At 55.0% G+C, this 14,590-nt stretch carries 1 protein-coding gene (running past both ends of the window); it reads right to left on the bottom strand.

The whole window is internal to a non-ribosomal peptide synthase/polyketide synthase gene (locus Xsto_RS21835) on the bottom strand: the coding sequence, 34,077 nt in all, runs 12,129 nt past the left edge and 7,358 nt past the right edge, and what appears here is coding positions 7,359-21,948 (codon 2,453, partial, through codon 7,316, complete); reading right to left, the first codon wholly in view occupies positions 14,587-14,589. Both the start codon and the stop codon lie outside the window.

Here is a 14,590-nt window from a genome sequence, read left to right as displayed (position 1 = left end):
CGCACCGCCGATGTAAATTTCACCGGTAACCCCCAGCGGGACCGGTTGTCCGGTGGGATCAAGCAGATAGATTTGGGTATTGGCAATCGGGCGGCCAATATGGGGGGCAAAGCCATCGGCTCTGTCCATCCGTGTCCAACTGGAATAGGTGGTGGTTTCTGAAGGGCCGTATAAATTACACACTGACCGGACAGCGGATTGAGCAAACAACTGTTCCACCAGAGACGCTTTCAGGGCTTCTCCGGCGACATTCACGGTGTGTAGGGACGGAGGTAAAGCATCCGAATTCATCAACGGCGTGAGGGCGGACGGGACAGTATTGATCAGACTTATCGTCGTGTCTGACGGGGCATGGATCAGTGACAGGATATCGGTCACAAGATGTACCGTTCCGCCGGAAATCAGCGGCGCAAAACATTCATATACCGCCAAATCAAAATTCAGCGACGTAGCAAACAGGGTATGTGCCAACTCTTCGGCGCTGAACGTCTGTTTTGCCCAACTGAGGAAGTTCACGGTATTCCGGTGCGTAATGGCGACCCCTTTGGGTTGGCCGGTGGAGCCGGAAGTGTAAATCACATACGCCAGATGTTGTGAGGTCAGCCCCAGCCTATTCCTCTCCGGATTATGATCCGGCAGGGCAGCAAACAGGGCGGTCTGAGCGTCAAGCCGCACGGTGGGGATTGAGTTGGCCCATGCCTCTGCCAATCCGGTTTGCGTCAGCAACGCAACAGGCGCTGCATCTTCCAGCATATAGGCCAACCGTTCGGCGGGATAAGCTGGATCGAGGGGCACATACGCGCCACCGGCCTTCAGGATAGCCAATATTCCCACGATCATATCGGGGTTACGCTCTGTGCAAATCGCCACCCGATCATCGGGTTTGACCCCCAATTCAATCAGGTAATGGGCCAGTTGGTTGGCCCGGTGATTCAGTGCGTTATAGCTCAGCGAGTGTGCTTCACCCACCACGGCAAGGGCTTCTGGTGTCAGCGCGACCTGTTGCTCAACCAATTCATGGATAAGGATATGCTGCGGAAAATCAGCCTGTGTGGCGTTGAAATCCACCAGTAACTGCTGGCGTTCTGCTGCCGGCAGAATAGATAGGCTGAGCACCGGTTGCTGAGCGTCGGTTATCAGGGCATGAATTAATCGGTCAAGGGCCGTGTACAGGTAATGTAACATTCGGTCAGGATCAATACCCGTCACGCTCTGGACTCCCAGAATGAAGCCATCTCCGGAATCATCCACGGAGAGTGTGATGGGGTAGTTCGTCCGCTCCTCCGATGTCAACACGCGCATTCCCTTCCAGCCAGCATTTTCCGCTGAGACTGACAGATTGTGACGATAGTTAAACAGCACACTGAACAGGGGTAGCGGTGGCATAACCCCGCTGCACCGCTGGGCCAGTGCCAGTGGGGTCTGTTCATGCTCCAGTAAGGTAGCCAGATCCCGTGCCGTCGCCTGCACGGCTTCCCGTACACTGAGATTTTTCAGCAATATTCTGACCGGCAGGGTATTGATAAACATGCCCATTACCTGACTCACGTCGGTCGTGCCTTGCATTCTTCCCAGCAGTACGGTGCCGAACACCACGTCATCACGGCCACTGGTATGAGCCAGTACCTGCGCACAGGCCACATGGAACAGTACACTCGCACTGATGCCCAATTGTCGGGCCTGCGTACGCAGGGTATGAGCCAGTGCGCTGTCCAGCGGCAAGCGGACTTCAGTAATCTCCTGCTCATCGCCCTGTACATGCAATAAGCCAAACGGGGCGGTAGGTTCATTAATGTCGGCCAACTGTTGGCGGAAGTAATCTTCATGTACCGAAGCCGGTACGCTCAGGGTCTGGGCAATAAAGTTGCGGTACGGCAAGGGGGAAGGCAGCGTTTCGGCTTGACCCTGTAATAACTGCTGAATTTCCGCCACTATCAGCGCCAGTGTCATATTGTCACTGACCAGATGGTGGAAGCTCAGAGCCAGCAGCCATTCACCGTTATCGGCATCATAAGCCGTATTGACGACGAACAACGGGGCCTGACTGATATCCAGCCGGTGGGCGAGATGTGCCTGTAATTGCGCGGCGATATTTTCCGGCGAGGCGGGAATAAATTCGCTCACGGTCAGGGAGGCCTGCCGCCAGACCACCTGTACCGGCTGGCTCAGTCCCTGCCAGTAAAATGCCGTGCGCAGGATATCATGACGGTCGATGACCTGTTGCAGGGCATTCAGAAAGTCATCCAAATAAACACGGGAGTCGAAGGCCAGTACACTGTTTAACAGGTAGGCATCTCGATCCGCCTGCAACTGGTAATGGAACAGAATACCGGTCTGTAAAGACGACAGCGGGTAGATATCCTGCACATTGGCATGACCGCCGGTTACGGAGGCCGCAATGGTGTCAATGTCAGTCTGTGACAGCGTCACCAATGGCAGAATCTCCGGCGTGATGTGTGTGCAACCGTCCGGAATGCGGTTGGGTGGCACCCCATCATCCGGCGTATCCTGTCGGGTTATCGCCTGCGCCATCTCCATAAGCCGTGGGGCGGAGAAAACGCTGCGCACCGCCAGTGAATAGCCCCGGTGGCGCAGTTGTTCAATCAGACTGACGGCAATCAGGGAATGTCCTCCCAGTTCAAAGAAATGGTCGTGACGGCCAACCTGTTCCAGCCCCAGTAATACCTGCCAGATGTCCGCTAACGCGGTTTCCACGTCACCGATCGGCGCTGCATAGCCGTGTGTTATCACAGCCGACTGATCGGGTTCAGGCAGGGCCTTGCGATCAAGTTTGCCATTCGGGGTCAGCGGGAAAGCGTCTAACATGACAAAGGCAGTGGGGATCATAAATTCCGCCAGACGGGTACGTAACTGCTCACGCAGACGGCCCGCGTCCAGTGTGATATCCGGTTGTGGCACCACGTAGGCCACCAACCGTTTTTCGCCGTTACTCTCCTCACGGGCGAGCACCACGGCATCCCTGACCCCGTCACAGGCCAGCAGTTGCGCTTCAATTTCCCCCGGTTCAATGCGGAATCCCCGGATCTTGACCTGAAAATCCGCGCGGCCCCGATATTCAAGGTTACCCTCCGGCAACCAGCGGCCTAAATCACCGGTTTTATACAGGCGGGCATCCGGTTGAGTACTGAACGGGTCGGCAACAAAGCGCTCTGCCGTCAGGTCAGAACGATTCAGGTAACCCCGTGCGACACCCGCACCTCCGATGTAAATTTCACCGGTAACACCCAGCGGGACCGGTTGCCCGGTGGGATCAAGCAGATAGATTTGGGTATTGGCAATCGGGCGGCCAATATGGGGGGCAAAGCCATCGGCTCTGTCCATCCGTGTCCAACTGGAATAGGTGGTGGTCTCTGAGGGGCCGTATAAATTACACACTGACCGGACAGCGGATTGAGCAAATAACCGTGCCACCAGAGACGCTTTCAGGGCTTCTCCGGCGACATTCACGGTGTGTAGGGACGGAGGTAAAGCATCCGAATTCATCAACGGCGTGAGGGCGGACGGGACGGTATTGATCAGACTTATCGTCGTGTCTGACGGGGCATGGATCAGTGACAGGATATCGGTCACAAGATGTACCGTTCCGCCGGAAATCAGCGGCGCAAAACATTCATATACCGCCAAATCAAAATTCAGCGACGTAGCAAACAGGGTATGTGCCAACTCTTCGGCGCTGAACGTCTGTTTTGCCCAACTGAGGAAGTTCACGGTATTCCGGTGCGTAATGGCGACCCCTTTGGGTTGGCCGGTGGAGCCGGAAGTGTAAATCACATACGCCAGATGTTGTGAGGTCAGCCCCAGCCTGTTCCTCTCCGGATTATGATCCGGCAGGGCAGCAAACAGGGCGGTCTGAGCGTCAAGCCGCACGGTGGGGATTGAGTTGGCCCATGCCTCTGCCAATCCGGTTTGCGTCAGCAACGCAACAGGCGCTGCATCTTCCAGCATATAGGCCAACCGTTCGGCGGGATAAGCCGGGTCAAGGGGCACATACGCGCCGCCAGCCTTCAGGATAGCCAATATTCCCACGATCATATCGGGGTTACGCTCAGCACAAATCGCCACCCGATCATCGGGTTTTACGCCTAATTCAATCAGATAATGGGCCAGTTGGTTGGCCTGACGATTGAGAGCTTCATAACTCAGCGCTTGCTCTTCAAAGAGTACGGCAATCGCCTCTGGTGTCAGCGCAACCTGCTGTTCAAACAGTCCATGGATAAGCGCATATTGCGGAAAATCAACCTGTGTTGCGTTGAAATCCACCAGTAACTGTTGGCGTTCTGCTGCCGGCAAAATAGATAAGCTGAGCACCGGTTGCTGCGCATCCGTGGTCAGCGCATCCGCCAGCGCACTGAGGGTGGTGTACAGATAATGTGCTACTCTGTCAGGATCAATTCCGTCCACGGTCTGAGCAGCCAGCGTGAAACTGTCCCCGTGATCATCCACCGAGAGGGTAATGGGATAATTCGTCCGCTCCTCAGACAGTAATACACGCATACCTGCCCAAGCGGGATTGTCACCCGCGTCTGACGGGCTGTGCCGGTAATTTAACAGGGCACTGAACAGCGGCAGGGGCGGAAGCACTCCGCTGCACCGCTGGGCCAGTGCCAGTGGGGCCTGTTCATGCTCCAGTAAGGCCGCCAGATCCCGCGCCGTCGCCTGCACGGCTTCCCGTACACTGCGATTTTTCAGCGATATTCTGACCGGCAGGGTATTGATAAACATCCCCATGACCTGATCGGCTCCCGTCGTGCCTTGCAGCCGTCCCGACAACACCGTGCCGAACACCACCTCATCACGGCCGCTGGTGTGAGCCAGTACCTGCGCACAGGCTACATGGAACAGCACACCGGGACTGATACCCAGCTGGCGGGCCTGTGCACGCAGGGTATCCGCCAGCGCGCTGTCCAGTGGTAAGCGAGCTTCGGTAATCGACTGTCCATCGCCCTGTACATTCAGTAAACCAAACGGGGCGGTGGGTTCATCAATATCGGCCAGTTGCTGACGAAAATAATCTTCATGTACCGAAGCCGGTACACTCAGCGTCTGGGCAATAAAGTTACGGTACGGCAGTGGCACAGGCAGGGATCCCTCTCGTCCTTGTAATAGCTGCTGGATTTCATCCATGATTAATTCCAGTGTAACATGGTCGCAGACCAGATGATGGAAGTTCAGTGTTAACAGCCATTCCCCGCTATCGGCATCATAAGCCGTACCGGCGGCGAACAACGGGGCCTGACTGATATCCAGTCGGGAAGCGAGATGTGCCTGTAATTGCGTGGCGATATTTTCCGGGGAAACGGGAATAAATTCATTCACGGTCAGGGAAGCCTGCCGCCAGACCACCTGTACCGGCTGGCTCAGTCCCTGCCAGCAGACCGCCGTGCGCAGAATATCATGGCGGTCTATCACTTGTTGCAGGGCATCAAGAAAAGCCTCCCGATGTGCTTGGGTATCAAACGCCAACAGGCTGTTTAACAGGTAAGCATCCCGATCCGTCTGTAACTGGTAATGGAACAGAATACCGGCCTGTAAAGGCGACAGCGGGTAGATATCCTGCACATTGGCATGACCGCTGGTTACGGAGGCCGCAATGGTGTCAATGTCCGTCTGTGACAGCACCACCAATGGCAGCATCTCCGGCGTGATATGTGTGCAACCGTCAGGAATAAGGTTGGGCGGCACCCCATCATCCGGCGTCTCTTGCTGGGCTTCTATCGTCTGTGCCATCTCCGCCAGTATTGGCATTGAGAAAACACTACGTACTTCCAGTACGTATCCCCGACGGCGTAGTTGTTCAATCAGATTAACGGCAATCAGGGAGTGTCCCCCCAGTTCAAAGAAATTATCGTAACGGCCAACCTGTTCCAGTCCCAGTAATGTCTGCCAAATGTCCGCTAATGCGGTTTCCACGTTACCGATCGGCGCTGCATAGCTGTGTGTTATCACGGCTGACTGATCCGGTGTGGGCAGGGCCTGACGGTCAAGCTTACCGTTGGGCGTCAGCGGAAATGTTTCAAGGATAATAAAAGCACCGGGCAGCATATAGTCAGCAAGGTGCTGAGCCAGTTGCTGACGTAGTTCAGCCGGAACCAGTTCAGTACCTTCTTCCGGTTTCAGGTAGGCAACCAGCCGTTTCTGATCTGGTTCGTCTTCCCGAATCAGAGCCACGGCTTCGCGTACACCATGACACTGTACCAGTCTGGCTTCAATTTCCCCCAGTTCGATACGAAAACCGCGTAGTTTGACCTGAAAATCATTGCGGCCAAGGTATTCGATATTGCCGTCAACACGCCAGCGACCCAAATCCCCGGTTTTGTACATACGTGCATTTGGCTCCAAAGAGAATGGATCGATCAGGAAACGCTCGGCTGTCAGCTCAGGTCGGTTCAGATAACCACGGGCAACACCGGCACCAGCGATATAAATCTCTCCGGTGATCCCCACAGGAACAGGCTGAGCATTGGCATCAAGAATATAAACCTGTGTATTGGCAATGGGGCGGCCAATAGGCAGCAGTGTGCTTGCCTGACTATCACACGGATAAAGTGTTGCACAGACGGTAATCTCTGTCGGCCCGTAGGCATTGAGCATCTGCCGTCCCGCTGACCAGCGTTTGACTAAACCCGGTGTGCAGGCTTCACCGCCGACCAGTAATGTCTGGAGGGTATCGGGCAGGGAATCCATTGCTGCCAGCGCGGTAGGCGACAGGAGCACATGGCTGATGGCATGGGTTTCCAGATAGTTGGATAGAATTACACCGGGCAGAAGATCGGCTCGTTTTGCCAGATAGAGGCGGGCTCCCGTCAGCAACGCCATAGTGCATTCCCAGACAGAGGCATCGAAACTGCCGGAAGCAAATTGGAGAACCCGGCTCTCAGGCGTGAGGGCGAGTGTATTTCGTTGGGTGATTATCAGATTACACAGGCTATGATGCTCAATCATCACGCCTTTCGGCTGACCCGTTGAACCGGAGGTATAAATAACGTAAGCCAGATGACGGGATGTCAGCCCTAATACCTGAGCATCCGGATTATCGATTCGTTGTGAAGTCAGAAGCGGTTCAGGGTCATCGAGTAAAATAGTCGGTAATGTGCAGGCGAGCTGGTCTGCCAATTCAGCGGTGGTTAACAAAACAACCGGAGAGGCATCTTCCAGCATAAAGTTAAGCCGCTCCGCCGGATAAGCCGGATCAAGGGGCACATACGCGCCACCGGCCTTCAGGATAGCCAATATGCCCACAATCATATCGGGGTCACGCTCTGCGCAAATCGCCACCCGATCATCGGGTTTAACACCCAATCCAATCAGATAATGGGCCAGTTGGTTGGCCCGGCGATTCAGTGCATCATAACTCAGCGTGTGTGCTTCACCTACCACGGCAAGAGCCTCTGGCGTCAGCACAACCTGTTGTTCAAACAGTTCGTGAATAAGAGCATGCTGCGGAAAATCAGCTTGTGTGGCGTTAAAATCCACCAGTAACTGCTGCCGTTCTGCTGCCGGCAGAATAGATAAGCTGAGCACCGGTTGCTGAGCGTCGGTCATCAGAGCATGAATTAATCGGTCAAGGGCGGTGTACAGGTAATTCACTATTCTGTCAGGATCAACCCCGTCCACTGTCTGAGCGACCAGCGTGAAGTTATTCCCGTGATCGTCCACGGAGAGGGTGATGGGGTAGTTTGTCCGCTCCTCTGATGCCAGCACGCGCATCCCCTTCCAGCCAGCATTTTCCGCTGAGTCTGACAGGTTATGACGATAGTTAAGCAGCACACTGAATAGCGGTAGAGGTGGGAGCACCCCACTACACCGCTGAGCCAGTGCCAGGGGGGCTTGTTCATGCTCCAGTAAGGCCGCCAGATCCCGTGCCGTCACCTGCACGGCTTCCCGTACACTGCGATTTTTCAGCGATATTCTGACCGGCAGGGTATTGATAAACATCCCCATCACCTGATCAGCACCTGTGGTGCCTTGCAGCCGTCCCGACAACACCGTGCCGAACACCACGTCATCACGGCCACTGGTCTGGGCCAGTACCTGCGCACAGGCCACATGGAACAGCACACCGGGGCTGATACCCAACTGGCGGGCCTGTGCACGCAGGGTATCCGCCAGCGCGCTGTCCAGCGGCAAGCGGGCTTCGGTAATAGCCTGCCCATCGCCCTGTACGTTCAGTAAACCAAACGGGGCAGTAGGTTCATCAATGTCGGCCAACTGTTGGCGGAAATAATCTTCATGTACCGAAGCCGGTACACTCAGGGTCTGCGCAATAAAATTGCGGTATGGCAAGGGGGGTGGCAGCGTTTCGGATTGACCCTGTAATAGCTGTTGAATTTCCGCCACTATCAGCGCCAGTGTCATATTGTCACTGACCAGATGGTGGAAGCTCAGGGTCAGCAGCCATTCATTATTATCGGCATCATAAACCGTACTGACAGCGAATAACGGGGCCTGACTGATATCCAGCCGGTGGGCGAGATGTGCCTGTAATTGCGCGGCGATATTTTCCGGCGAGGCGGGAATAAATTCGCTCACGATCAGGGAGGCCTGCCGCCAGACCACCTGTAACGGCTGGCTTAGTCCCTGCCAGCAGACCGCCGTGCGCAGAATATCATGGCGGTCTATCACTTGTTGCAGGGCATCAAGAAAAGCCTCCAGAAGTTCTCGGGTATCAAACGCCAGCAGACTGTTTAACAGGTAAGCATCCCGTTTTTCCTGCAACTGGTAGTGGAACAGGATACCGGCCTGTAAAGGCGACAGCGGGTAGATATCCTGCACATTGGCATGACCGCCGGTTACGGAGGCCGCAATGGTGTCAATGTCAGTCTGTGACAGCGTCACCAGTGGCAGCATCTCTGACGTGATGTGTGTGCAACCATCCGGAATAAGGTTGGGCGGCACCACACAATCCGGCGTATCCTGTCGGACCTGTATCGCCTGTGCCATCTCCGCAAGCTGTGGGGCGGAAAAAACGCTGCGCACCGCCAGTGAATACCCACGGCTGCGCAGTTGTTCAATCAGGCTGACCGCAATCAGGGAATGCCCCCCCAGTTCAAAGAAATTATCGTAACGGCCAACCTGTTCCAGTCCCAGTAATGTCTGCCAGATGTCCCTTAGTTCGGTTTCCACATCACCGATCGGCGCTGCATAGCCGTGTGTTATCACAGCCGACTGATCGGGTTCAGGCAAGGCCTTGCGATCAAGTTTGCCATTCGGGGTCAACGGGAAAGCGTCTAACATGACAAAGGCGCTGGGAACCATAAATTCCGCCAGACGGGTACGTAGTTGCTCACGCAGACTGGCAGCATCCAGCACGACATCCGGTTGTGGCACTAAGTAAGCGATCAGCCGTTTCTCTCCGGCATTATCCTCACGGGCGAGCACCACGGCATCTCTGACCCCGTCACAGGCCAGCAGTTGCGCTTCAACTTCCCCCGGTTCAATGCGGAACCCTCTAATTTTGACCTGAAAATCTGCGCGGCCCCGATATTCGAGGTTGCCCTCCGGCAACCAGCGGCCTAAATCACCGGTTTTATACAGACGAGCATCCGGTTGCGCACTGAACGGGTCGGCAACAAAGCGCTCTGCCGTCAGGTCAGAACGATTCAGGTAACCCCGGGCGACACCCGCACCCCCGATGTAAATTTCACCGGTAACCCCCAGCGGGACCGGCTGTCCGGCGGGGTCAAGCAGATAGATTTGGGTATTGGCAATCGGGCGGCCGATATGGGGAACAAAACCATCGGCTCTGTCCATCCGTGTCCAACTGGAATAGGTGGTGGTCTCTGAGGGGCCGTATAAATTACACACCGACCGGACAGCGGATTGAGCAAATAACCGTGCCACCAGAGACGCTTTCAGGGCTTCTCCGGCGACATTCACGGTGTGTAGGGACGGGGGCAAGGCATTCGCATTCATCAACGGCGTGAGGGCGGACGGGACGGTATTGATCAGGCTTATCGGCGTGTCTGACGGGGCATGGATCAGTGACAGGATATCGGTCACAAGATGCACCGTGCCACCGGAAATCAGCGGGGCAAAGCATTCATACACCGCCAAATCAAAATTCAGTGACGTAGCAAACAGGGTATGAGCCAACTCTTCGGCGCTGAACGTCTGTTTCGCCCAACTGAGGAAGTTCACGGTATTCCGGTGCGTAATGGCAACCCCTTTGGGTTGGCCGGTGGAGCCGGAAGTGTAAATCACATATGCCAGATGTTGTGAAGTCAGCCCCAGCCTGTTCCTCTCCGGATTATGATCCGGCAAAGCGTCAAACAAGTCAGACTGAGGTTCAATCAACACAGTGGGAACAGCACAGGCCCATGATTCTGCCAGCCCGGTTTGCGTCAGCAACGCCACCGGCTCCGCATCTTCCAGCATATAGGCCAACCGTTCGGCGGGATAAGCCGGATCAAGGGGCACATACGCACCACCGGCCTTCAGGATAGCCAATATGCCCACGATCATATCCGGGTTACGCTCTGCGCAAATCGCCACCCGATCATCGGGTTTGACCCCCAATTCAATCAGGTAATGGGCCAGTTGGTTGGCTTGACGATTCAGTTTGCTATAGCTGAGCGTTTTCGCTTCCCATACCACAGCAATCGCCTCTGGTGTCAGTGCAACCTGCTGTTCAAACAGTTCATGGATCAGGGTATGTTGCGGAAAATCAGCTTGTGTGGCGTTGAAATCCACCAATAACTGTTGCCGTTCTGCTGCCGGCAGAATGGGCAAATCCAGAATCGGTTGTAAAGGTTCTGTTTGCAGCGCTTCTGTCAGGCTCTGAAGTGCCGTATACAGGTAATGCATCATGCGATCAGGATCAATACCCGCCACGCTTTGTGATCCCAGAATGAAGCTATCTCCGGAATCATCCACGGAGAAGGTGATGGGATAGTTGGTCTGCTCTTCCGATACCAACACGCGCATTCCGTTCCAGCGGGCATTTTCTGCTGAGTCTGACAGATTATGGCGATAGTTAAGCAGCACACTGAACAGCGGCAGCGGCGGCATAACCCCGCTGCACCGCTGAGCCAGTGCCAACGGAGCCTGCTCATGCTCCAGTAAGGCCGCCAGATCCCGCGCTGTCGCCTGCACGGTTTCCCGTACATTCTGCGTGCTCAGGACTATCCGGATCGGCAGGGTATTGATAAACATCCCCATCACCTGATCGGCGCCTGTGGTGCCTTGCAACCGTCCTGACAACACCGTGCCGAACACCACATCATCGCGGCTACTGGTGTGAGCCAGTACCTGCGCACAGGCCACATGGAACAGTACACCGGGACTGATACCCAACTGACGCGCCTGCGCACGCAGGGTATGTGCCAGCGCGTTGTCCAGTGGTAAGCGGACTTCTGTCACATCTGCGCCACTTCCCTGTACATTGAGCTGACCAAACGGGGCGGTGGGTTCATCAATGTCGGCCAACTGTTGGCGGAAATAATCTTCATGTACCGAAGCGGGTACGCTCAGGGTCTGGGCAATAAAATTGCGGTACGGCAAGGGGGGAGGCAGCGTTTCGGCTTGCCCCTGTAATAGCTGTTGAATTTCCGCCACTATCAGCGCCAGTGTCATATTGTCACTGACCAGATGGTGGAAGCTCAGGGCCAGTAGCCATTCACCGTTATCGGCATCATAAACCGTACTGACAGCGAATAACGGGGCCTGACTGATATCCAGTCGGGAGGCGAGATGTGCCTGTAATTGTGCTGCGATATTTTCCGGTGCGACGGGAATAAATTCGCTCACGGGCAGGGAGGCCTGTCGCCAGACCACCTGTACCGGCTGGCTCAGTCCCTGCCAGCAAAACGCCGTGCGCAAAATATCATGGCGGTTTATCACCTGTTGCAGAGCGTTCAGAAAGTCATCCCGATAAGTGAGGGAGTCGAAAGCCAATACACTATTTAGCAGGTAGGCGTCCCGATCCGCCTGTAGCTGGTGATGGAACAGAATACCGGTCTGCAAAGGCGACAGCGGGTAGATATCCTGCACATTGGCATGCCCCCCGGTCACGGAAGCCGCAATGGTGTCAATGTCAGTCTGTGACAGCATCACCAGTGGCAGCATGTCGGGGGTGATACGTGTACAGATATCGGGAATACGGTTGGGTGGCACCACACAATCCGGTGTATTCTGTCGGGTTATCGCCTGTGCCATCTCCATAAGCCGTGGTGTGGTAAAAACGCTGCGTACTTCCAGTACATATCCCCGACGGCGCAGTTGTTCAATCAGACTGATCGCAATCAGGGAATGGCCCCCCAGTTCAAAGAAATGATCGTGACGACCGACCCTTTCTAAGCCCAACAGAGACTGCCAAATTTCTACCAGTACAATTTCTACATCATCTGTCGGTGCTTCATAATCCTGACTGATCACAGCGGATAAGTCCGGCGCAGGCAGGGCTTTGCGGTCGAGCTTGCCGTTGGGTGTCAGCGGGAAGGCATCCAATATGACAAAGGCATTGGGGATCATATATTCCGCCAGACGTTGTGCCAGTTGCTGGCGTAGGTCAGCCGGTTCTGGCTTCATACCCGGTTCCGGACAGAGATAAGCCACCAACAGATCTTCACGCGCTATCACCACTGCCTCATCCACACCGGAACAGCACACAAGCTGAGCTTCGATCTCACCCGGTTCAATCCGGAAACCGCGCAGTTTGATCTGAAAATCATTCCGGCCGAGGTATTCGATATTGCCATCCGGTCGCCAGCGGCCTAAATCACCGGTTTTGTACATGCTGGCATCAGGCTGTGGACTGAAAGGATCAACCACAAACCGTTCTTTCGTCAATTCAGGCCGGTTCAGGTATCCCCGGGCAACCCCTGCGCCTCCGATATAAATCTCGCCCGGGACTCCGAGGGGAACAGGCTGGCCCCCATCATCAAGCAGATAGATGCGGGCATTGGCTATCGGATGACCGATGCTGGGAGACGGCAGGGAATGATCTATCACACAAAAAGTCGAATCAACGGTACATTCTGTGGGTCCGTAGACATTGATAAAACAGGTCGTTTTTATTTGTTGCAAGCGCGACCATAAGACAGAGGAAATGGCCTCGCCGCCGATTAACGTCAGTTTGGGCTGATAATCCGTATCGGTACCCAGCCCCGCATTCAGCAGCCATTGCAGCTGTACGGGGGTACAGTCAAACAGATCCACCGCATGATGTGCCAGATAACGCCAGAGTTGCGCCCCATTAGCACGAATAGCCTCCGGGATGATGACCAGTGTATGACCCGCCAGCAATTGCAGCCAACTCTGTACCGAGGCGTCAAACACGATACTGGCATTCAGGGCAGTGCGACACGGTGCCGTGAAGTTAATCACTGATTGCAGGCCGGTATACAGATTAATGACATTGTGGTGAGTCACCCCGATTCCCTTGGGCTGTCCGGTCGAACCGGAGGTATAAATCACATAGGCCAGATGGTGTGAACTCAGCCCCAATGAGGTTGTATCGGGGTTATGGTCAGGCTGGATATCAAAAAGCGATGTTTGGTTATCGGATGTTTGGCTGTCAAGTTGCACCGTGAGGATCGGATAAACCAATTGACCCGCCAACCCGGTTTGCGTCAGCAACGCCACCGGCGCCGCATCTTCCAGCATATAGGCCAACCGTTCGGCGGGATAAGCCGGATCAAGGGGCACATACGCGCCGCCAGCCTTCAGGATAGCCAATATGCCCACGATCATATCCGGGCTACGTTCAGCGCAAATCGCCACTCGATCATCCGGCTGTATACCCAATTCAATCAGATAATGGGCCAGTTGGTTGGCCCGGCGATTCAGTGCATCATAACTCAGCGTGTGTGCTTCACCTACCACGGCAAGGGCCTCTGGCGTCAGCACAACCTGTTGTTCAAACAGTTCGTGAATAAGAGCATGCTGCGGAAAATCAGCTTGTGTGGCGTTGAAATCCACCAGTAACTGCTGACGTTCAGACTCAGGCAGGATGGGCAAATCCAGAATCGGCTGTAAAGGTTCCTTATGCAGAGCTTCTGTCAGGTTCTGAAGTGCCGTGTACAGGTAATGAACCATTCGGTCAGGATCGATACCCGTCACGCTCTGGACTCCCAGAATGAAACTATCCCCAAAATCATCCACGGAGAGAGTCAGCGGATAATTTGTTTGTTCTTTGGCATCCAACAGACGCATTCCTTCTAGTATGGGATGCTTTGCGGGAGATGATGAATTGTGACGATAGTTAAGCAGCACACTAAACAGGGGTAAGGGCGGGATCACTCCGCTGCACCGCTGGGCCAACGCCAGTGGGGCCTGTTCATTCTCCAGTAAGGTGGCTAAATTCCGGGCCGTATTCTCCACGGTTTCCCGCACACTGAGATGACCAAGAGAAATTCGGATCGGCAGGGTATTGATAAATATCCCCATAACCTGATCAGCTGCGATGCTGCCTTGCAATCTCCCCAGTAATACCGTACCGAAGACGACATCATCACGGCCACTGGTATGAGCCAGCACCTGAGCACAGGCCACATGGAACAATACGCTCGGACTGATACCTAAACAACGGGCCTGCTCGCGCAAGGTGTTCGCCAGCGCGCTGTCCAGTGGC

It is taken from the genome of Xenorhabdus stockiae, assembly GCF_002632825.1.
Classification (GTDB): domain Bacteria; phylum Pseudomonadota; class Gammaproteobacteria; order Enterobacterales; family Enterobacteriaceae; genus Xenorhabdus; species Xenorhabdus stockiae.
This window is presented reverse-complemented; position numbering and strand designations above follow the sequence as displayed.